The organism is Phyllobacterium ifriqiyense (assembly GCF_030817885.1).
Lineage (GTDB): Bacteria > Pseudomonadota > Alphaproteobacteria > Rhizobiales > Rhizobiaceae > Phyllobacterium > Phyllobacterium ifriqiyense.
On record NZ_JAUSZT010000003.1, the window covers coordinates 520,643 to 537,369 of the forward strand.

Consider the following 16,727-nt stretch of genomic DNA (forward strand, 5'->3'; position numbering starts at 1 on the left):
GCACTAGGCGGGGCTGATTGGCTATCCGGGCCTTGTTTAACCGACCAGATGAGATAGGTGGCCCGGAAGACCCTCTTTCTCCAGCGCGCCCTCTAGCAGACAAACTGCTTGGCAAGGAACGCTCGGTCTTATGCCGCCTGCTTTCTATGTTCTCGCTGGCGGCGCTGTTCCTTGCGTGCTTCGTAGTATGAGAAGTCTTGCAGGGTCTCATCAAATTCGAGCGGTTTTGCACTTTCCGAGCGCCAGAATGTTGGCTGCTTGTCGTCGTTCACATCATCCGCGATTGTATCCATAAACTGCCCGATTTGGGCGCAAGGTTGCAAGGTGGTAAAACGGGACAAACCGTTATGCTGCAATGGCTTGCTCCGGATAGAGGCGCTGATTTGAGCCAAAGCCCGATTTGCACACTCAATACCATAGTTGCGATGGATGTTCTCCACTGTCCTGCACCACTTGCTGAATGACAAGCCTTTTGCTTTCGATTTTGCCCAATTCCAGAGGCACCGGCGATCCCGTTCCCGCTTCACCCGAGTGATGAGCATCATGCAGCTTTCCCACTGTGTGACATCCTCGGGTTTGATCTTCGATGACTTTCCATCCCAGAAATCGATTGCCTCTTGGTCTAGCCGTCCGCTATCACCAATTTCAAGCTGATCGCCTGTTTCGCGCTTGCGCTGGATCATGACACCGATCTTGGCATCTTTCTTATGAGGAGGAGACCAGCCGTTCATGTCTGCCACGTCATGGACATACGCGAAAGCTTGAGCTTTCAGACGGGCTGGTCGCTCACCGGCAGGTGGTAACCTCTGCTCAATCTCTGCAGCCTGGATAAAGAGTTCTGCGATTTCACCGGCGTTCATGCTGTCCTCCGTCGATCATCTAATAAGTCGGGCTGCACTGCCAAATCACCGAACCGCCGGCGCATTCTCTCATATAACATCCCACCAAGGGCATGTCGCTTCGATATGACGCCTTCAAGGTCCGTACACCAATATTGAAGAACCCCTAGCGGCAGACTGTCGAAGAATTGAAACCATGCCTCGACATTATCAGTAACTATGCTTGGGAAGTTCTTCTCTGCGGCTGTTACCATGTCATTCACAGCCCACAATACAGTCTCATCAAGGCATACGCGGTTATTTGCAGTGTCTGCCAGCGTTCCGAGCACAAACCGTGCCCTTGCCTCTCCATGGCGCTTTGCAATGCGCTCTATGGTTCTAGGAGCGCGCGTCTCTCCGATCTTCGGCGCTACGTTGGCCGGTACGATCTGGATGTTGAACTCCTCACATAGAGAAGCTGCGCGCTCAGTGTTCATCAACCCACCTTCCCCAAGGCTTTCTCAATATCAGCCATACATGCTGATGCTGCTTTGCCTTGCCGGTATTCGGTCATGATCTTGCGGACAGACTGAACAATAGCCTTTGTCCGTCCAGCATTGCCGCGTATCCGGTCTCTGTCTGACTTGGAGGTGATGGGCTGGGTCATGCTGCCTCTCCCGCGCAATGAAGGCCACATTCGGCATCAAAATCTTCATCATCCTCCAGCAGTCCGGGCATGAATGGCTGAGTGGATACCTCTTTCTCCAAGGCCGAGTAGCTATACTCTGTTACAAATCGGCATCCTGCGGCGGTCGCCCGAGTGCTCTTCATTGTTATTGAAGCTTCGCGATCCTTCCACCAATCCGCCATGCCTGGGTTGTCGCGAATAAGGCGCTTAAGAGATCCACGTGATTTCAACATGCACAGGTCACAGTTTCCCTCCAGATCGCGAAGGCCAAGGTCAAAGCCCTGTGGCAAGGGAGATGTGAGGTTGATAGGATCAACATTCTTACCCAACCAATAGGGCAAAACATGACCACGCTTTGTGTGCTTTGCTTTTGCCATCGGCATAACGGACGTCCACCGTTCTTTTCTGGCGTCGTTATTGGCCAGTTGCTTTAAAACGCGGTGACCTTCGTCATACCGCAGGCCAATGACATTCTTCCAATGGGTCCAGTTCATCGAAAGGCAGAACTTCTTCATCGGTCGAACCTTTAGCTCCGAGGTGCAAAACCGAGTAACCGCATTTGGAAGATAGCCCTTCTTATCAATTAGGGCAGTGAAAGGCTCTCCATTTCGTGAGGCACTATTAAATCCAACTTCTTCGAAACCAACCTCGCCAATTCGGTATTCGAGCCAATGGATTTTCACATTCCACCGGATTCCGCACTCATGGACGAAACGCAACGTCTCCTCGCGCTCCTTGCCGGTATTTGCGAAGCAAACCACGATGTCATCCGGTAGTATGCCACCATGGGCTTGGATGATCTGATAGAGCATATATGCCGAGGTCCGACCGCCTGAGAACGATATGAGTGCCGGACCCTGAATGAGATAAGGATTGCTCACGCTCTCGCCCTCGCCTTCTCAACCAGCACCGGCTTACGTCCTGCCTTGCGGAGTATTGGCTTAAATAATGCCTCTGCCTCAGACATGGCCCTGGAGAGCGTAACGCCTGATCTGCGGTAGTCGCCATTCATATAGGCCAGAAGGTGCTTGATGGCTGTCTCTGTGGCTTCCAGCTTGCATGGCAGGACAAGAGGTTTGTTACCTACGTCCATAACAGGCTTTGGGTGCCCGTCTCTTGAGAACCGGAGCATCACGCGCCATCCGCCGGGAACTGGTTGTGTGTACGCGGAAAATTCGTTCATTATAGCATCTCCGGCTGGTCTGGCTGGCGTAGTGAAACATAGCGGGTGAACCTGGCTTCAAATTCCACCCTTGCTGTGATGGTAGGATTGCCAAAGCGAACCTTGATGGCACCTAGTTCGGCTATGCCCTCGGCGTTCTCGGCAAAGACCTTGTTGATTGTCTTCCAGTCCCGATCGCTGGCGGCTGTAGCAACGCGCTCTGCCTTGAACTTCTCCTGCCGGTACAGGTAAATCACAGCGTCATAGGCTTGCTTTGCACCCTCACCACCATACAGATCGGCAGCTATCGGCCTTGGGTTGTCGCGGCTCATGCCTTTTGAGTTGCGCTGATTAAGCACAAGCCAGACCGCGTTTTCATGCTTGGCAGTGGATTTGAACACCTTGTTGATGTTCTTTGCCTTTGTTCCTTCATCGGCCCGGGCGTCTTCTGCGCGTGGCGCAACAGATCCGATGTGATCGGTTACTATGAATGGGACTTTTCCATTCCCACGTCGCTTGATGAAGTTGCGCGCATAGCCTGCCAGTTGAGGCGCTGTCTCGTCGTTGCACTCGATGACCTCGAACAATCGGCTGCTGTCGATCCACTGAGCGAGCTCCATCGCCTTGGCGAACTCTTTCTCTGCTATCTCTCCGGAACGCTGCCTACGGGCTTCTATGCCGTATTCCTGCGCCACCATCTGCCGGATGCATTGGTCTGGGGATTGATCATAGCTTTGAAACTGGACAGGATGGCCGTCACGGAGCGCTTTGTAGATCAACTGGATTGTAAGACTGGTCTTGCCCTCGCCTGATGACGATAGAAGCCCGTAGAGATTACCGGCCTCAAAGCATGGCTCTGAAATGACATCGCATATTTCGGGAAGGCATATACCAACACCTTTGATGGTCTTGCTCTGATATGCACCATTCAGGCTTTCAATGAAGCGGTGTCCGATCCCGACGCTTAGGCTTTCCCGCAGCCGTTCCGCTCTGATCTGGATAAGCCGTTCCTCTATCGAGGCGATTTCATCAATGATGTTCTTTTCTGGCGCCAGGCTGTAAGCAGTGGCAGCAAGTTCCTCACCCATGACGATTGACTGCCGGCGTATCCACATTTCATGGATGACCTCGGCATAACCTCTTGCTCCGCTGTGTCCGGTCGCATGATCGGTAATACCAAGTAGAAACTGCCCGACTGTTCGGCCTTCTGAAACAATCTCATGCTCTGGCAGTTTGCTTTTAACCGTAATGGGAGAGACATGCTTCCCGGCCTGCAGCATTTCCGAAATGATTTCATAGGTGCGCGCAAAGAGACGTTCATTGAAGTGCTTTGGCTCGATAATACGGGACACGCTGTCGAATATCGTGTTGTCGACCAGTATAGAGGCGATCAAGCCGCCTTCTGCTTCAACGTCCTGGGGAACGATGCGGATTGGCGTCTGGTCAGTCATGCTGCCCTCGCTACGCCGATCGCATCGGATCCGGCAAACATGTTGTAAAGCTCTCGATTGGTGAATTTGCTCGACAAAGGTTGAGCGTCAAAACTGCCTCGCTTTGGCTTAGAGACTGCTTCCTGAAGGGTGTAGCCATACCGCTGGATACGAAGCCAAATGAACTGGTAATTAAGGCCAACTTCCCGGCAGGCTTCTTTCAATGTCATCTCTCTTCCTGCGAACGAGACGATGAAATTGCTTCGCTTATTATTCTGCTGCGTTACCTGAGTGGCCCATCGGCAGTTGCCGGGCTCATAGTTGCCGTTGGTGTCGATCCTATCGATAGTATGTTTTGACGACGGTCGATGCCCCATATCGACAAAGAATGCTTCATAGCTATTCCGCCAGCGGTCACATACGGTTATCCCTCGACCGCCATAATTGTGAAAATCGGGTACATTTTCATTGTAACATCGATTTCTTAAGTGAAGCCAAGCTCTATACTCCGCCGTGTAACCGCCCCTTGTCTGGCCGTGAGTAGTGTTTCTGGCCTTGTTCTGGGCAATTAACATCTCAATGGAGAGACAACCACAACTCTTTGAAGTGCCATTCAGCATGGTGTTTTGATGAACGATCTTTTCAGATCCGCAATCGCAGACACAGACCCATCGCAAGGCGTTACTTGCAGATCGAGTGGCTGGACTCACGATTGTCCATCGGCCATATTTCTTGGTGGGTACAAACTTGCGCCTCATGCCGCCACCTTTGCTTTCAATGCGCGAACAGCAGCGTGATGAGATGCCGCAAACGCAATTCCCACGGCGTCAGCCTGGTCAGAATTGGTCACTACGATACGGAGGGATGCGCATCTATCCCGGACGGCTTTCTTCCAGTCCTGACGGGTCCAGCCCTTATGTGTGCCGAAACCCAAGAATGATTTTCTCCAAGTAACAGGTGCTATCGTGACAAACTCTATGTTGTATGCCCCGACAATAGCCGATATAGCCCCAACAAGCTGATTGGATGAAATGACAGCATTCAGGCCCGAACCGCTTGATTCAATCTGCTGTTCCTCGCCCATAAACTTGACGTTGCGCTTCTGCTGTCCGGGCTGGGTGCGGATTGGCATTTCAATGGCGATGAAGTCAGGGCGTTTGGCCTTGATGATCTTGACGAGTGACCGGCCCAGAGAGGCGGCTTTATCTTCATAGCTTTCGCCAATGCATTTGATTGTGCCAGCCTCGATCGCAGCCAATGGCGCTTGGTCATCGTAGTAGGCATATCCGGTAGTCTGGGCGGGATCGAACGAAAGGATCAAAGTCATAGCCGTGCCCTCTTTTGTTCAAACACAGTTGTTTTCCCGATCCGGTTGTCTCGGTTTTCCGTCAGGACGCGGGATACCCAAGCTTCGTGCCGGTAGATCGATTGAGCGATTGTCGCCGTGTCAGCGCCATATCCGAACAGTTCAACTGCTCTCTGGGCGTCCATTTCAGCATTGGGTTTGGTGAGAGGTACGGTCATGCTGCGTTCTCCGCGAATAGTGGGCCGTGATCATTTGATTTCCGCTTGGGTTGGACGCGCCATTCCTTTTCAATCCGGCGCTGTGTGATGTCAGCGTATTCAGGATTGAGTTCGATCAGCGATGCCTTGCGGCCATGGCGCAGCGCTACCAGAGCGGTTGTTCCGGCACCGCCGAACGGATCCAAAACCAAGCCACCCTTTGGACAACCAGCAAGTATGCAGCGTTCTGCAAGCTCTGGCGGGAATGTAGCGAAATGGGCTTCTGAGAATGGCTGGGTGGCGATGTTCCATGCTTCAAGCGGCGCTGGTTCATAGTTGCGGAGATTGCGATCTCCAGTACCGGGAACGTTACCCGTTTCAGTTCGCTTGCCGGGCTTTCCGCCGACATATGAACCACCTCGAAAGCCATTGGCGTTCTCATTCATGCGTGGGCCACCGACCGCTTTCATAGTGCCATTGGTCTTAGCTCCACCGTTGGCTCTGTGCGAACCTTCTTGGCTGTCTATGTCCTGTGACCAACGTTGCAGTGATGATCCTGCTGCAGCTTGCCTCACTGCTTTGGCGTCATAGAAGTACCGGGGCGACTTCGTGAGCATGAAAATCTTTTCATGGCTGGTCGCAGGCCGGTCACGAATGCTTTCAGGCATTGGATTGGGCTTGGCCCAGATGATCTCGCTGCGAACCCACCAGCCAGATTCTTGAAGGGCAATCGCAAACCGGTTCGGCACCATGCAAAGGTCTTTGGCTTTCAAAACACCTTGTATGGTCGAGAATGGTTTGTCGCGGAATGTGCGGTCATCATTGCCAGTTGCCTTTGTATCGGCGGCAGAACGGCCATTGGGCGTCGTAGCGTAGCAATCCCCATAGTTTACCCAGCAAGTGCCGGTCGGTTTGAGAACGCGCTTGACGGCCTCGAATACGCGAACCATGACGGCAAGGTGTTCAGCCAATGTCGGCTCAAGTCCGATCTGACCTTCGACGCCATAATCGCGAAGACCCCAGTATGGTGGAGAAGTCACAATGCAATCGACAGAGTCGGGCTCCATCGTTTCGAGGACTTTGATGCAGTCGCCTATGTGGAGGTGGACGCGTCCGTCGAGCAGATCGATCATAGCTTTGCCCCACCCGCAAACAGTCCGACGATTATCAAGCCGACGAGAGATACGGATAGCGCGAACAAAACGGCCAGTTCCCAAATCTTAAGGCGATACGTCTTGACATTGTCGTTCATGCTGCTTCCTTCACCAATATGATTGATCTGGAGCGATGGGCCATGAGGCGGACAATGCCCCGCTCTTCCATCCGCTTTACAAGGTTGAATGCTGCCACCCTCGACACGCCGATAGCTTCGCCGATTTCGGAGTAGGTAGGGGCAATCCCGTGCTTGTTGAAAAAGTCCTCAATGAACCATTTGACTTGGTTTTGACGCTTGGTCATCGTCGGCGTAAGGGTCTTCTCTCGCGCTAGGTCTGCAATTGCTCTGGCGAGGTTAGGATTGAGCTTGAAGAGGATTTCCGCCCTCTCCTTTGTTGTGCAGCCGGAACGCGCCAGAAGTGTTCTAAGCGCCTTCTTGAGCAACTTCACATCACTGCTGGGCTTTACCCTTGGCTCGGCATATTCATACCCAGCCTTTTCCTTGCCTGCGTATGGGACCAGCATCGTGGTTACTCCCCGTCCGGAAAGTCAGGTTCGGGATTCAACGCGTCCGACAAATCCTTATTTGCGAAAGCTGTCCCTTCGTTAAAACCTCTCTGCCAAGATTGCCCCATTGCGCTGTCAGCACCGTATGGGTTCTTATTATCCTTGCGGCCTTTACCAGCAGCCAAGCCTTCTGCATAAGCGCGCTCTTCACCGTCGGCTCGGTCTACATCCAGCAGATCAAGCTGGCGACCGAGTGGGTGCCCAAGCCAGCGAGCAACTTTGATCTTCCATTCCAGATCGCGGATGACTTCGTTGATATCCTTGTCTTCAAGCTCCTGAGCCCATTTGAAAACAGACTTGGGAATACCGACACCTTTGGCCTTGTCGTAGGCGTCCTTAATGCCAACCATAATGCTGGCAATTTCACTCTTGTCCTGCTTGATGGTTCCGAGCGTGTCATGGAATACCTGCTCGACGTATTCGTCATTCGAATTGTGGCCTACAGACATGCTCAGTTCCTCTTTCGTTGTTGCCACTGCTCCCATTTGAGCAACAGCTTTTCCTTCGTCCGCCTAAGCAGACTTGCGATTAGCCTCATGGGTGTTCCTAATTGTGAGCCGCTCAGCCTTGTAACCTTCAGCAGCCGCGTCGTTACGCTGGATCATTTCCTCGTATGCCAGCATGAGTTTGATGACCGTTTCGCCACCAACATCATTCATCGTCTGCCAGCGCTGCCAGATACGCTGCGCCATCGTTGGTTCGACGCCAGCCTTCTTGGCTGCCCTGTCTCTGGCAGCAGTCCATGTGTCGTGTCGGCCCCGATAATGAGCCTGTGCCAACTTCTCCAGCCAGTAATTGGCCTTCTGTGGTGTTGGCATCCCCTGAGTATCAGCAAGCGCACGCATTACATTCTCGCCATGTTTGGTGTCGGATTCGACACGACTGGTGTCAGACATATTTTCCCATCCTCGATAGATTGATCGACATCGAGGGGGCGGATTGAACCGCCGTTGATGAGAGAAGATTGAAATGAAAAAGCGCACCCGAAAGAACTGGAAAACCTCGACAGGTGTGCAACTAAGTTTGTTCTCGTGGGAGCCATCATCTCCCTCGCAGAAAGTTCGCAAAGCCAAGGACGGTGGCGCCAACCACCGTGACAGGCCAAGCCAAAATGAAGATCCATTCACGCAAGCCCGCGGGCGCATCCCTCTGTACGGAAGCGCAAGCGCCGATTACCCCGATTAAGTAGAGAGAAATCGCGAGGACGGTCATTTAAGTGGCCTTTCGCGCTTCACGCTGAGAGGCTAAAAACTCGTCATACTTCCTGATCTTCTCGGCATTGATAACGCCAATGCTGTCACCCAACGGTATAAGGGCTTCACGAAGCTTGATCAGACCGTCTCGTTGACTTTCGTGTTTCCACTTAGGCTCATCCCCTGCGCAAAATATTGAATGAAGGCAGTTGTCAGCAGCATGCATCACGTCTGCGATTATCTTGTTCTGTTGAGCTGTCTCAATATTTCGGTCGAACTCCGACCAATCGACGTAGCTCAAATCGAAATTACTGCTCACTTCTTCACCTCGTACTCGGAAGGATCAATTGTGCGGACGTCAGAAGCCGCTCCAAACGTACCAAGTCGCTTGGTGCGAAATTCACGCGTTCCCTGCGGATCAAACGTCGCGGCGGCTCCAGTGCGGAGCCATGTTGGGGCTTTTGCAGCGGCTCGCTTCATTTTCTTTTGGGATTTCTTGCTCACGCCGCTTGCTCCACGAAAGGTCTGGAAACTTCCTCGGGCCAAACTGCATCATCAGGCCAGTTCGATGAGAACCAGCGAAGAGCATCATTGAACCGCGACACAGTGAGATCAGAACCGCTCCTGAGTGCGGTCAGCTTTTTGGAGTCATCGAAAACACGGCTGCTGACCGTTTTATCTTCAATGCAAAGTGCCTCGCGGTATGCGTCGGCTACTGTGAGGAGGTGCTGAATGTTTATCATTAGACAGTTATGCGGTAATCCTACCGCTTTTGTCAACGGTTATCTTACCGCTACAAACATTTTATTTATGCGGTCATTCTACCGCTCATGCTGAATGATGTATTGAGACGAGTAGAAGAGCGCTTGAAGGCTGTCGGGCTATCTGCCCAAGCAGCGTCCACGCAAGCTGGGCTGAGCAAGGATGCGATCCGCAATATGCAAAGGGCCATCCAACAAAAAGGGCGCGCTGGTGTTTCCACTAAAACCATAACGGCATTAGCCCCGGTTCTGGAAACGTCGGTGGCCTGGTTGCTGAATGAGGAAGGCGACGAAAGCATTCAGCAGTCCGATCACCGAAGGTCAGTCAAGGTTGTTGGATATCTTGGCGCTGGCGCTGAAGTTGAGCCTGATTTTGAACAAGTGCCTCCAGAGGGTCTTGAGCAAGTTGACCTACCCTTCGAGTTACCGGACGATATGATTGCATTTATCGTGCGAGGCGATTCTATGCTTCCCGCTCTCAAAGATGGGCATTTGATGATTGTATATCGGGAACAGAAGAAGCCTCTCGAATCCTTTTACGGAGAAGAAGCTGCTGTCCGCACATCAGACGGGAGGCGCTTCATAAAAACGATTATGCGCGGAACGAACGGGGTGAACCTTTTTTCATGGAATGCGCCACCGATAGAGAACGTTCAGCTTGATTGGATTGGTGAAATATTTGCCGCCATACCGGCTGGAGCTATACGAAGAACCGTCAAACAGGGCGGTATTCAAGGCCAGCTTAGATTGCGGGCTTAACCCTTGGTTCTATAATACTCCTTACTCAGAGCCTCTATATCAAGAAAAGAATCTTATGTTATTAGGCTACCGTTATTAGGGGTGGCACCAGTGCAACTTTGCCGAAGTAGTACTGGTGCAACTTAGAGCCTAACTCCAAGGAAAAATTAGACGGTATCGATTGACTGCGCGATTGCGTCTACCGCGCTGTAATTGTTCCCGATCAATCAGCGCAACATCATCATCACGCAACCGCTTTATCGCTCTCTTCACGGTATCGACATGGATACCAAGATCCTTTGCAATTGTTGTCTGCTGGTGCTTGGCATGATTATCGACGCGATTCATGTGCATGGCTATAAAAATACCGACGAGCTTTTGAGCATCGGTTAAGTACGTGCGGCCCATTAGATGTCGGCACCATTCGTCCCTGTCTCTATACCATTTTCCGGCTTCGGTTAGTTCTGGTTCATCCTGCAATTTTTATTCCTTGAAATGTTAATCGCCACGATTAGCGCGAGCATTCCTTTTGCCATCAAAATATATCGCTTGCAAGAAAAAGCGGTAATGTTACCGTTTTATTGTTGACTGGCGGTAATCCTACCGCTATACATAGCCCTACAACCACCGAGCACCGGCCTTGCCGATCTGCTCCAACATTCAGGGCGAGACAGATGAACACGCAATCTCAGAATGACCTGCTGGAAACCGGAAAGACGTTCATCGCAGCTGTTGAGCAGTTGCTTGATTGGATGAATGGCAATGATCTGGTTTCAGATCACGCTGACCAGTGTCCAGAAGATTACAAAATGCTTTGTGATGCGCTTCCAGCGTTTCGCTCTGCCATTGAAACCGCATCGACTGGCGGTGCGGCATGACCACGCGCCTTCAAGAACTCCTCGGTCTGGCGACGATTGTTGTTCTCGTCACAGCCTCACTGCAGCTTACGGGTTGCTCGACAGGTTACAACCAGTGGACTCCCCGCAATCCTGAGCCTGTTGCAGAGCGCTCCTGCGCTTCTGGCTACTATCAGTGCCGGTCTGGTAGCATGGATCACGATAAGAATGGATTGGCACGATGAGCGCGCCCGTCAACACCGGTGGACCGGCTTTTCCTTTAATCAACCGCGACTATCAAGAAGCTTACGGCGGTCATCCTGGAATGACACTTCGCGACTGGTTCGCGGGGCAAGCATTGTCAGGGCTGTTGGCAACGTACCCAACAGATGAAGTGGCTTGGGAGAGAGTAGCATTCCGTTCTTACGGATTGGCTGACGCCATGATCGCAGAGCGCGAGAAAGGCGGTGCGAAATGAGTGCCGCCCTTTCAAACGCAGCCTTCCATGCTCTCAACAAAGCGATGGAACCAAGCCTTCAAGAGCGATTGGAGGAAGCTGAATATCAGCTGTACGTCGCTGAGCGCCGTTCTGACCCGTACATGCATCGCCGTGAGACTGCCCGTTGGTCTGCCGAGATCAAGCGCATCAAGGCACTGATGAAGGGAGCAACATCGTGAAACGCTATCGCATCCTGAACATCGATACTGGCGAAGTCTTTGCCGACGGCATCTATGGCAAGCGCACCGCTATCGACAGCGCGTCCGGCCTCCATGAGCGCTATGGCCACAGCTACATCGTGATCGAAATTTCAACAGAAACGGTGTTCCGCACCGAACAGTCAGCGAGGGCGGCGTAATGGATAATCGTATCTATCTGGACGAAATAGACTTCGTTCGTACCGCCTGTGAAAACCGCGCCCGTCGCGCCTTTTGGGCAGCATACATCCTGCTCGCGACCGCTGGCTTTTCCTTCATCATTCTATTTCTCGGGAGAGTTTCATGACCGATACATTCACATCGATCGGTGCTGAGGCATCCAAGATCGTTAATCGTTGGGCTTGGTGGCAGAACGCATTGAAAGGCAATTTCGGGCCGATCCATGAGAGCCATCCTGAACAGGGCTATTACCGGACTCGCTCCAAGGGAAAGCCATGGGAACCGGTTGCAATCTTCTATCCAGAAGGCTCAGACGAGCTTGTAGCCTATCGTAACGGCAAGGAAGTCGATGACATCCACTCCCTATGGACATGGGCCTGCCGCAACCCGATTAGCTTTGAAGCCTATGAGAAGGCTTTACATGGCGAAGGTTTCGATGACGAGCCCAAGGAAGCATTGGCGCCAAAGAATCACAACTCTGTTGATGCTGATCCCATGGAAGCGCTGCGTATTGAGTACCTGGGTGAGAAAGAGCTTGCCGAGCAATTCCTGAAATCACCAATCAAGACGAAGGCTGATGCCGATAAGGCAGCGATATGGTCGAAGCGTCTGGCAGATATCGCCAAGCGCGCCACCGATCAGCACAAGGTCGAGAAGCAGCCGGCGCTAGATGAAACTCGTCGTATCGATGACAAGTGGCGTGAACTCAAAGATGAGCCGAAAGAACTCTCCACAAAGCTCAAGCGTCACATGGACGAGTATCTGCGTGAGCAAGATCGTATTGAGCAGGAACGCCAGCGCAAGGCGCGGGAAGAAGCTGACCGCATTCGTCGCGAGGCAGAACAGGCCGCAGCAGAAGCATCGCAGGCTGGAGATGTTGCCGTCGCCAATCGTGCCGAAGCGTTGGCTCAACAGGCCGCAGACGCCGAGAGAGAGGCGCAAGCCCGTAATGCAGCCGCTGGTCGCACCGGAGCAAAAGTCGCTCTCAGGACGTTCGTGTCAGCCCAGATAACCGATGTTGAGGCTTTACTCATCGCATTGAAGGATCGGCCGGAAATCACCGAGCTTGTCCAAAGCCTAGCAAACCGTGCTGCCAAAGCAGGCGTGTCCCTACCCGGCATGAAAATCATTGAAGAAAAGAGGGCTGCATAATGAACGCGATAGCGAACATTCAACCATCACGCATGCCGATACCGGCAGCCGTAGCCAAGGAATTTGAAATCCAGCCTGCCGAATGGCGTGTTCTGGTAGAGCAGATATTCCCGACTGCGAAATCCATTGAAGCTGTCATGATGGCGCTGGCTTATTGCCGGAAGCGCAATCTCGATATCTTCAAGAAGCCAGTTCACATCGTTCCCATGTGGTCGAGTGCCAAGCGCGCCATGGTCGAGACGGTTTGGCCAGGTATTGCTGAAATCCGCACCACAGCCACGCGCACCAAACAATACGCCGGTATTGATGCTGTCGAGTTTGGTCCAATGATTGAACGAAGTTTCTCTGGAAAGATCAAACAAGGCGACAATTGGGAGGATGTCAACAAAACTGTCCGATTCCCAGAATGGGCCAGTGTTGTGGTTTACCGCATGGTTGCGGGTGTCAAATGCTCGTATCACGCAAAGGTATTCTGGGAAGAGACTTACGCCACTGTCGGCAAGTCCGACATTCCCAACGATATGTGGGCCAAGCGAGCCCGGGGCCAACTCGACAAATGCGTTGAAGCCGCTGCATTGCGCAAGGCGTTCCCGGAAGAGCTTGGCAACACATATGCTGCTGAGGAAATGGAAGGCCGTTCTCTGGATACCGGCGATGTGATCGACCATGTAGCGCCGAAGACACATACACCGCCCAAGCCGCCATCACAGATAACGGAACAAGCCACGCAGCCCGACAACGTGGTTGACGCCGAAGTCATCGAACAGGATTTCAACAACGACATCACAGCCGATGGCGAGGTGTTAGACGATACTGAGTTCTTTGAACGTCTTGAAGAAAGCTTGGCTGTCACATCCGACGAAGCCAGCATTGAGGAAGTCTGGACCGAAGCCGACCCGATGGCGCGATTCCAGAATGACGAGACAAGCCAGTCCATTGCCTTGGCAATCAAGAAGCGCGCCTTGAAGCGTGTAGGAGGCTGATGTGACCAAACATGAGCATCCAGCATTCAAGATGGTGATTGAAAACGCACGGTTAGTGCCGGCAACAGCTTATGACGAAGAGCGCCTTCAATCATATCGCCGCGGCACAAAGGTTTGTGTTCGCTTCACGGAAGAAAAAGACCGGATATTCGTTCGCAAATGGTGGGCAATACTTGGGAAAGCCGTCAAGGAATGCCAGACACCTTGGCAGACAAAGGATCAGGCCAGTGAAGCCATTAAGCTTTCACTCGGGATTGTGAACCTGTCAAAGACTGTTGGCGGCGCATTCATGCAATATCCGAAGAGCCTGACGGAACTGACGGATCCGGAACTTGAAGAAGCCGTCGAGCAAATGATGGCAATCATTCAGCATATTACCGGCGTGGACCCTGCAGACTGGCGCAAGGAAATCGCTGACCTGGGCGAAGAGGAACAGAATACATCGGCAGGTTCGCCCCAAGCTGCTGGTGTATCGGGAGAGGTTGAGCTTGGCTCCCTCTCCCAATCCAACCAAACTGCTGATGAAGCAGTGAATGAGCCCGGCGATGATTTGGTCTCCTCCGGCGAAGAATTGCCGGGCTCTGACAATCAAGACGAAAGCGACCATCCTTTTGATGAAGCCGAATGGCTCAAGGCATTTGCCAAGGTGATTGTCGCGGCCATTGGTCCGGACGAGGCGGTGGTCGTTGATGCCAGCAAGGGTCAGTTCGTCGACGGGCTGTCAGAAGACACCAGCTCACGCGCCCGAACAATCGTCAATTATGCCCGCCAAGCCTGCCGCGGTGAAATCGAACCGGATGATGCGAAAGAGATTATCGCCGGCAAGGCGCGCATGGAATCCGTGAAGGAGCTCGTTTGATGCCAATCTCAGCAGAACGCATGAAGCTTTATCCCGGCGGGTCGATTCATTCGAAGGAATGGAAATCCTTTCGAGCAAGCCTATTGGAGCGCGCCGGCAACGCTTGTGAAGGCACACCGCAGCATCCCGAATGCCGTGCGGCAAATGGGCAGGCTCACCCTGAAACCGGAAGCAAGGTGGTTCTGACCATCGCCCATATGGATCACGACGAAAGTCATTCTGATCCCGAGCGTTGCCGCGCACTTTGCCAGCGTTGCCATCTGAAATGGGATGCTCCGCACCATAAAGCGAATGCCGCAAAGACACGGCTGGCCAAGTCTCCACAGATCGTCATGGAGGGTTTGTGATGGCTGGCTTCCGCGTAGCTCGGGAACATACCGCGTTCCAGATGACGGCACCCAAGGTTTCCAAGAAGCCTCGGCAGAAAGAGGAATCACACCTCAAGTTCATTCGAACCCTGCCCTGCGTTGTCACCGGGATTCGCAACGTTGAAGCCGCTCATATCCGCTATGGTGATATCAGCTACGGAAAATATGAAACCGGCATGGCTGAGAAGCCCCATGACAAATGGGTGCTCCCGTTATCTCCGGAAGAGCATCGCAAGCAGCACGACATGAACGAGCGCGAATACTGGACGCTCGTTGGCATCAATCCTCTCGACCTGGCTATGCGCCTTTGGTTCAACACCGGAGACGAGGAAGCCTGCGAGCAGATCATTCTACAGGCGAGGACGCGTCCATGACCAGCAAGCAGATAGAGCCAGCGACGGATGCTCGTACGGCACAGATCGCTATCATCACAAAGATAGCCCAGATCGCCACAGCAGTAGGATGGCAGGCCAACGAACCTGCAATGGAGCTTGCCGGACAGATTGTATCTGTTCTTGCAGCTAACCCGGAACAAATCGATCGTTTCATGGCCGAGGGAACAGAACTGTTCCTAGATGGAACGCTTAACTGTGAAAACGGATCACTAACCTATCGCGCCATCAGCGGATCAATCCTTTCGCCAAGTGATTTACGCACATCGAAAGGATCGCAGCAATGAGCGAGGTAATAGCACCAGCAACGGATATCAGAGAGGTACTTGCGGATGCATCAGCTGAATGCGGCCTCGACATAACCGGCTATCAGCTCGCATACATTTCGGAGCAGGCTCGTTCCGCCCTCTCCTCCACCCGCGAGCAGGCCGTAAGAGAGTGTGCTGAGATAGCGGGAACGCAGCGCGGCGAGACGGCAGACGGCCAATACACGTGGTGGGAGGTGTCGAATAACATTCGCAATCGTATCCTCTCCCTTATTGACAGAGGCAGCAAATGAGCCAGACAGCGATAGAAGCAGCCTTCCATAAAGCGAGTAATGCATATTGGGAAAGTGCGGTCTTGTCCGAAACTTCACCTGATAGATTGAAAGCAGCCTGCCTCGCCTATGCCGCCGCCCTAGCCAACACACAAGGGGGCGTGAAGGAGTGTCCGCATGAGGCGTATCTTGGTCATTGCGTTCATTGTAATGCGCCGTTTGTTGATGGTCGCGCTGTTGTCAAGCCCGCCGCCCTGACCAACACACAAGGGGGCGTTAAGGGGTGGCAGAGTGAAGCCAAGGCGCAAGCAGCGGCATTAAGCGAACGTGCTGGAATAGATATGGATGACTTTGATCTGTTCGTAGCCGATCTGGAAAGCACCCTTATCAAGTTCGCCGAATGGACGCACAACAAACCCCACATCCTGTCTGCAATCACACTACAGGGTGAGCCGGTGGGGGAGAGTCCAGCAACGCCAGAAATCAAATGGAAGCGGACAGAGCAGGGCTACACTTCTAAAGACGGGCGCTTCACCATAACCAAGTCTCAAGGTCGCGCTTACACGCGTGGACCCTTCCGCAATTGGTGGTCTGTACGCGATATCCAAGATGATGCCGGTCACAATGACTTGCCATCTCTTATCGAAGCAAAACAGTGGGCGGAGAAACGTATATGACCCTTGCATCAATAGTCTTTTTGATAGTTTT

The 16,727-nt window shown here is 52.8% G+C and carries 33 protein-coding genes; 16 read left to right on the forward strand and 17 right to left on the reverse strand.

All coding sequences use genetic code 11. From position 1 onward, the window contains the following. Nucleotides 1-128 precede the first annotated feature (128 nt). The 14 genes from QFZ34_RS09885 to QFZ34_RS09950 all read right to left on the reverse strand — a co-directional run bounded on the left by QFZ34_RS09885 (nt 129) and on the right by QFZ34_RS09950 (nt 8,219). Complete coding sequence (locus QFZ34_RS09885) at nt 129-860, reverse strand: hypothetical protein (protein ID WP_307280204.1); 732 nt, start codon at nt 858-860, stop codon at nt 129-131. Then, nucleotides 857-1,315, reverse strand: a complete 459-nt coding sequence (locus tag QFZ34_RS09890) for a hypothetical protein (protein WP_307280207.1) — start codon at nt 1,313-1,315, stop codon at nt 857-859. The genes QFZ34_RS09885 and QFZ34_RS09890 overlap by 4 nt, the downstream gene beginning before the upstream one ends. Beyond that, on the reverse strand, nt 1,315-1,485 hold the full coding sequence (locus QFZ34_RS09895) for a hypothetical protein (RefSeq protein WP_307280210.1): 171 nt from the start codon (nt 1,483-1,485) through the stop codon (nt 1,315-1,317). Before QFZ34_RS09895 ends, QFZ34_RS09890 begins: the two co-directional genes overlap by 1 nt. Beyond that, the gene (locus tag QFZ34_RS09900; protein ID WP_307280212.1) at nt 1,482-2,387 is read right to left on the reverse strand and encodes an adenine nucleotide alpha hydrolase family protein; all 906 of its coding nucleotides are present in this window, start codon (nt 2,385-2,387) and stop codon (nt 1,482-1,484) included. Before QFZ34_RS09900 ends, QFZ34_RS09895 begins: the two co-directional genes overlap by 4 nt. Next, complete coding sequence (locus QFZ34_RS09905) at nt 2,384-2,689, reverse strand: hypothetical protein (protein ID WP_307280214.1); 306 nt, start codon at nt 2,687-2,689, stop codon at nt 2,384-2,386. Before QFZ34_RS09905 ends, QFZ34_RS09900 begins: the two co-directional genes overlap by 4 nt. Further along, nucleotides 2,689-4,119 (reverse strand): replicative DNA helicase, encoded by a 1,431-nt coding sequence (locus tag QFZ34_RS09910; RefSeq protein WP_307280217.1) that lies wholly within the window; start codon nt 4,117-4,119, stop codon nt 2,689-2,691. Before QFZ34_RS09910 ends, QFZ34_RS09905 begins: the two co-directional genes overlap by 1 nt. Continuing rightward, nucleotides 4,116-4,328: a hypothetical protein gene (locus QFZ34_RS09915; protein ID WP_307280220.1), complete on the reverse strand. Its 213-nt coding sequence runs from the start codon at nt 4,326-4,328 to the stop codon at nt 4,116-4,118. Before QFZ34_RS09915 ends, QFZ34_RS09910 begins: the two co-directional genes overlap by 4 nt. Before the next feature lie 524 nt (nt 4,329-4,852). Beyond that, nucleotides 4,853-5,425: a RuvC family protein gene (locus QFZ34_RS09920; RefSeq protein ID WP_307280223.1), complete on the reverse strand. Its 573-nt coding sequence runs from the start codon at nt 5,423-5,425 to the stop codon at nt 4,853-4,855. Then, a complete protein-coding gene (locus QFZ34_RS09925; RefSeq protein WP_307280227.1) occupies nt 5,422-5,622 on the reverse strand; it encodes a hypothetical protein in 201 nt (66 codons plus the stop codon). The genes QFZ34_RS09920 and QFZ34_RS09925 overlap by 4 nt, the downstream gene beginning before the upstream one ends. Next, nucleotides 5,619-6,734, reverse strand: a complete 1,116-nt coding sequence (locus tag QFZ34_RS09930; RefSeq protein ID WP_307280228.1) for a DNA-methyltransferase — start codon at nt 6,732-6,734, stop codon at nt 5,619-5,621. The genes QFZ34_RS09925 and QFZ34_RS09930 overlap by 4 nt, the downstream gene beginning before the upstream one ends. After that, nucleotides 6,731-6,853 carry a hypothetical protein gene (locus QFZ34_RS09935; RefSeq protein WP_307280231.1) on the reverse strand — a complete coding sequence of 41 codons (123 nt, stop codon included), beginning with the start codon at nt 6,851-6,853 and terminating at the stop codon, nt 6,731-6,733. Before QFZ34_RS09935 ends, QFZ34_RS09930 begins: the two co-directional genes overlap by 4 nt. Beyond that, nucleotides 6,850-7,281, reverse strand: coding sequence for a LexA family protein (locus QFZ34_RS09940; protein ID WP_307280235.1), 432 nt, complete (start codon nt 7,279-7,281; stop codon nt 6,850-6,852). The genes QFZ34_RS09935 and QFZ34_RS09940 overlap by 4 nt, the downstream gene beginning before the upstream one ends. A 5-nt stretch (nt 7,282-7,286) precedes the next feature. Then, nucleotides 7,287-7,772: a ribosome modulation factor gene (locus QFZ34_RS09945; protein WP_307280238.1), complete on the reverse strand. Its 486-nt coding sequence runs from the start codon at nt 7,770-7,772 to the stop codon at nt 7,287-7,289. A gap of 63 nt (nt 7,773-7,835) precedes the next feature. Beyond that, nucleotides 7,836-8,219, reverse strand: coding sequence for a hypothetical protein (locus QFZ34_RS09950; RefSeq protein WP_307280240.1), 384 nt, complete (start codon nt 8,217-8,219; stop codon nt 7,836-7,838). 73 nt (nt 8,220-8,292) lie between these two features. On the opposite strand from QFZ34_RS09950, the gene QFZ34_RS09955 reads away from it, so the two are divergent. Then, nucleotides 8,293-8,508 (forward strand): hypothetical protein, encoded by a 216-nt coding sequence (locus QFZ34_RS09955; RefSeq protein WP_307280246.1) that lies wholly within the window; start codon nt 8,293-8,295, stop codon nt 8,506-8,508. A 27-nt stretch (nt 8,509-8,535) separates the two neighbouring features. Here the strand turns inward: QFZ34_RS09955 and QFZ34_RS09960 are convergent, their stop codons facing one another. Both QFZ34_RS09960 and QFZ34_RS09965 read right to left on the reverse strand, forming a co-directional pair. Next, complete coding sequence (locus QFZ34_RS09960) at nt 8,536-8,835, reverse strand: hypothetical protein (RefSeq protein WP_307280249.1); 300 nt, start codon at nt 8,833-8,835, stop codon at nt 8,536-8,538. After that, nucleotides 8,832-9,020 carry a hypothetical protein gene (locus tag QFZ34_RS09965; protein WP_307280252.1) on the reverse strand — a complete coding sequence of 63 codons (189 nt, stop codon included), beginning with the start codon at nt 9,018-9,020 and terminating at the stop codon, nt 8,832-8,834. The genes QFZ34_RS09960 and QFZ34_RS09965 overlap by 4 nt, the downstream gene beginning before the upstream one ends. 341 nt (nt 9,021-9,361) lie before the next feature. Here QFZ34_RS09965 and QFZ34_RS09970 point away from each other — a divergent pair, with 341 nt between their 5' ends. Then, nucleotides 9,362-10,036, forward strand: coding sequence for an XRE family transcriptional regulator (locus QFZ34_RS09970; RefSeq protein ID WP_307280254.1), 675 nt, complete (start codon nt 9,362-9,364; stop codon nt 10,034-10,036). Between the two features lie 129 nt (nt 10,037-10,165). Here the strand turns inward: QFZ34_RS09970 and QFZ34_RS09975 are convergent, their stop codons facing one another. Further along, the gene (locus QFZ34_RS09975) at nt 10,166-10,423 is read right to left on the reverse strand and encodes a helix-turn-helix domain-containing protein (protein WP_307280257.1); all 258 of its coding nucleotides are present in this window, start codon (nt 10,421-10,423) and stop codon (nt 10,166-10,168) included. Between the two features lie 266 nt (nt 10,424-10,689). On the opposite strand from QFZ34_RS09975, the gene QFZ34_RS09980 reads away from it, so the two are divergent. The 14 genes from QFZ34_RS09980 to QFZ34_RS10045 are packed head-to-tail and all read left to right on the forward strand — an operon-like array spanning nt 10,690 to nt 16,696. Then, the gene (locus tag QFZ34_RS09980; protein WP_307280259.1) at nt 10,690-10,893 is read left to right on the forward strand and encodes a hypothetical protein; all 204 of its coding nucleotides are present in this window, start codon (nt 10,690-10,692) and stop codon (nt 10,891-10,893) included. After that, nucleotides 10,890-11,096 (forward strand): hypothetical protein, encoded by a 207-nt coding sequence (locus tag QFZ34_RS09985; protein WP_307280262.1) that lies wholly within the window; start codon nt 10,890-10,892, stop codon nt 11,094-11,096. The genes QFZ34_RS09980 and QFZ34_RS09985 overlap by 4 nt, the downstream gene beginning before the upstream one ends. Further along, a complete protein-coding gene (locus QFZ34_RS09990; RefSeq protein WP_307280265.1) occupies nt 11,093-11,329 on the forward strand; it encodes a hypothetical protein in 237 nt (78 codons plus the stop codon). Before QFZ34_RS09985 ends, QFZ34_RS09990 begins: the two co-directional genes overlap by 4 nt. Beyond that, nucleotides 11,326-11,529 (forward strand): hypothetical protein, encoded by a 204-nt coding sequence (locus QFZ34_RS09995; protein ID WP_307280268.1) that lies wholly within the window; start codon nt 11,326-11,328, stop codon nt 11,527-11,529. The genes QFZ34_RS09990 and QFZ34_RS09995 overlap by 4 nt, the downstream gene beginning before the upstream one ends. Further along, nucleotides 11,526-11,708 carry a hypothetical protein gene (locus QFZ34_RS10000; RefSeq protein ID WP_307280271.1) on the forward strand — a complete coding sequence of 61 codons (183 nt, stop codon included), beginning with the start codon at nt 11,526-11,528 and terminating at the stop codon, nt 11,706-11,708. The genes QFZ34_RS09995 and QFZ34_RS10000 overlap by 4 nt, the downstream gene beginning before the upstream one ends. Further along, on the forward strand, nt 11,708-11,854 hold the full coding sequence (locus tag QFZ34_RS10005; protein ID WP_307280273.1) for a hypothetical protein: 147 nt from the start codon (nt 11,708-11,710) through the stop codon (nt 11,852-11,854). The genes QFZ34_RS10000 and QFZ34_RS10005 overlap by 1 nt, the downstream gene beginning before the upstream one ends. Next, nucleotides 11,851-12,879: a hypothetical protein gene (locus tag QFZ34_RS10010; protein ID WP_307280274.1), complete on the forward strand. Its 1,029-nt coding sequence runs from the start codon at nt 11,851-11,853 to the stop codon at nt 12,877-12,879. Before QFZ34_RS10005 ends, QFZ34_RS10010 begins: the two co-directional genes overlap by 4 nt. Next, nucleotides 12,879-13,862 (forward strand): phage recombination protein Bet, encoded by a 984-nt coding sequence (gene bet, locus QFZ34_RS10015; RefSeq protein ID WP_307280278.1) that lies wholly within the window; start codon nt 12,879-12,881, stop codon nt 13,860-13,862. Before QFZ34_RS10010 ends, bet begins: the two co-directional genes overlap by 1 nt. A 1-nt stretch (nt 13,863) precedes the next feature. Next, a complete protein-coding gene (locus tag QFZ34_RS10020) occupies nt 13,864-14,721 on the forward strand; it encodes a hypothetical protein (protein WP_307280282.1) in 858 nt (285 codons plus the stop codon). Beyond that, the gene (locus QFZ34_RS10025) at nt 14,721-15,068 is read left to right on the forward strand and encodes a hypothetical protein (protein ID WP_307280285.1); all 348 of its coding nucleotides are present in this window, start codon (nt 14,721-14,723) and stop codon (nt 15,066-15,068) included. The genes QFZ34_RS10020 and QFZ34_RS10025 overlap by 1 nt, the downstream gene beginning before the upstream one ends. Continuing rightward, on the forward strand, nt 15,068-15,463 hold the full coding sequence (locus tag QFZ34_RS10030) for a DUF968 domain-containing protein (RefSeq protein ID WP_307280288.1): 396 nt from the start codon (nt 15,068-15,070) through the stop codon (nt 15,461-15,463). Before QFZ34_RS10025 ends, QFZ34_RS10030 begins: the two co-directional genes overlap by 1 nt. Next, nucleotides 15,460-15,768: a hypothetical protein gene (locus QFZ34_RS10035; RefSeq protein WP_307280289.1), complete on the forward strand. Its 309-nt coding sequence runs from the start codon at nt 15,460-15,462 to the stop codon at nt 15,766-15,768. The genes QFZ34_RS10030 and QFZ34_RS10035 overlap by 4 nt, the downstream gene beginning before the upstream one ends. Beyond that, nucleotides 15,765-16,040 carry a hypothetical protein gene (locus QFZ34_RS10040; RefSeq protein WP_307280291.1) on the forward strand — a complete coding sequence of 92 codons (276 nt, stop codon included), beginning with the start codon at nt 15,765-15,767 and terminating at the stop codon, nt 16,038-16,040. Before QFZ34_RS10035 ends, QFZ34_RS10040 begins: the two co-directional genes overlap by 4 nt. Then, nucleotides 16,037-16,696, forward strand: a complete 660-nt coding sequence (locus QFZ34_RS10045; protein ID WP_307280294.1) for a hypothetical protein — start codon at nt 16,037-16,039, stop codon at nt 16,694-16,696. Before QFZ34_RS10040 ends, QFZ34_RS10045 begins: the two co-directional genes overlap by 4 nt. Nucleotides 16,697-16,727 lie beyond the last annotated feature (31 nt).

What these genes read in the sequence shown, in the direction of transcription:
- QFZ34_RS09985 (WP_307280262.1), top strand. Translation starts at nt 10,890, where the DNA reads ATGACCACGCGCCTTCAAGAACTCCTCGGTCTGGCGACGATTGTTGTT.
- QFZ34_RS10045 (WP_307280294.1), top strand. Translation starts at nt 16,037, where the DNA reads ATGAGCCAGACAGCGATAGAAGCAGCCTTCCATAAAGCGAGTAATGCA.
- QFZ34_RS09945 (WP_307280238.1), bottom strand. Translation starts at nt 7,772, where the DNA reads ATGTCTGTAGGCCACAATTCGAATGACGAATACGTCGAGCAGGTATTC.
- QFZ34_RS09930 (WP_307280228.1), bottom strand. Translation starts at nt 6,734, where the DNA reads ATGATCGATCTGCTCGACGGACGCGTCCACCTCCACATAGGCGACTGC.
- QFZ34_RS09885 (WP_307280204.1), bottom strand. Translation starts at nt 860, where the DNA reads ATGAACGCCGGTGAAATCGCAGAACTCTTTATCCAGGCTGCAGAGATT.
- QFZ34_RS09975 (WP_307280257.1), bottom strand. Translation starts at nt 10,423, where the DNA reads ATGGGCCGCACGTACTTAACCGATGCTCAAAAGCTCGTCGGTATTTTT.
- QFZ34_RS10030 (WP_307280288.1), top strand. Translation starts at nt 15,068, where the DNA reads ATGGCTGGCTTCCGCGTAGCTCGGGAACATACCGCGTTCCAGATGACG.
- QFZ34_RS09940 (WP_307280235.1), bottom strand. Translation starts at nt 7,281, where the DNA reads ATGCTGGTCCCATACGCAGGCAAGGAAAAGGCTGGGTATGAATATGCC.
- QFZ34_RS09990 (WP_307280265.1), top strand. Translation starts at nt 11,093, where the DNA reads ATGAGCGCGCCCGTCAACACCGGTGGACCGGCTTTTCCTTTAATCAAC.
- QFZ34_RS09935 (WP_307280231.1), bottom strand. Translation starts at nt 6,853, where the DNA reads ATGAACGACAATGTCAAGACGTATCGCCTTAAGATTTGGGAACTGGCC.
- QFZ34_RS09905 (WP_307280214.1), bottom strand. Translation starts at nt 2,689, where the DNA reads ATGAACGAATTTTCCGCGTACACACAACCAGTTCCCGGCGGATGGCGC.
- QFZ34_RS09920 (WP_307280223.1), bottom strand. Translation starts at nt 5,425, where the DNA reads ATGACTTTGATCCTTTCGTTCGATCCCGCCCAGACTACCGGATATGCC.
- QFZ34_RS10005 (WP_307280273.1), top strand. Translation starts at nt 11,708, where the DNA reads ATGGATAATCGTATCTATCTGGACGAAATAGACTTCGTTCGTACCGCC.
- QFZ34_RS09950 (WP_307280240.1), bottom strand. Translation starts at nt 8,219, where the DNA reads ATGTCTGACACCAGTCGTGTCGAATCCGACACCAAACATGGCGAGAAT.
- QFZ34_RS09895 (WP_307280210.1), bottom strand. Translation starts at nt 1,485, where the DNA reads ATGACCCAGCCCATCACCTCCAAGTCAGACAGAGACCGGATACGCGGC.
- QFZ34_RS09890 (WP_307280207.1), bottom strand. Translation starts at nt 1,315, where the DNA reads ATGAACACTGAGCGCGCAGCTTCTCTATGTGAGGAGTTCAACATCCAG.
- QFZ34_RS09980 (WP_307280259.1), top strand. Translation starts at nt 10,690, where the DNA reads ATGAACACGCAATCTCAGAATGACCTGCTGGAAACCGGAAAGACGTTC.
- QFZ34_RS09955 (WP_307280246.1), top strand. Translation starts at nt 8,293, where the DNA reads ATGAAAAAGCGCACCCGAAAGAACTGGAAAACCTCGACAGGTGTGCAA.
- bet (WP_307280278.1), top strand. Translation starts at nt 12,879, where the DNA reads ATGAACGCGATAGCGAACATTCAACCATCACGCATGCCGATACCGGCA.
- QFZ34_RS09910 (WP_307280217.1), bottom strand. Translation starts at nt 4,119, where the DNA reads ATGACTGACCAGACGCCAATCCGCATCGTTCCCCAGGACGTTGAAGCA.
- QFZ34_RS09995 (WP_307280268.1), top strand. Translation starts at nt 11,326, where the DNA reads ATGAGTGCCGCCCTTTCAAACGCAGCCTTCCATGCTCTCAACAAAGCG.
- QFZ34_RS10010 (WP_307280274.1), top strand. Translation starts at nt 11,851, where the DNA reads ATGACCGATACATTCACATCGATCGGTGCTGAGGCATCCAAGATCGTT.
- QFZ34_RS09925 (WP_307280227.1), bottom strand. Translation starts at nt 5,622, where the DNA reads ATGACCGTACCTCTCACCAAACCCAATGCTGAAATGGACGCCCAGAGA.
- QFZ34_RS09915 (WP_307280220.1), bottom strand. Translation starts at nt 4,328, where the DNA reads ATGACATTGAAAGAAGCCTGCCGGGAAGTTGGCCTTAATTACCAGTTC.
- QFZ34_RS10025 (WP_307280285.1), top strand. Translation starts at nt 14,721, where the DNA reads ATGCCAATCTCAGCAGAACGCATGAAGCTTTATCCCGGCGGGTCGATT.
- QFZ34_RS10035 (WP_307280289.1), top strand. Translation starts at nt 15,460, where the DNA reads ATGACCAGCAAGCAGATAGAGCCAGCGACGGATGCTCGTACGGCACAG.
- QFZ34_RS10040 (WP_307280291.1), top strand. Translation starts at nt 15,765, where the DNA reads ATGAGCGAGGTAATAGCACCAGCAACGGATATCAGAGAGGTACTTGCG.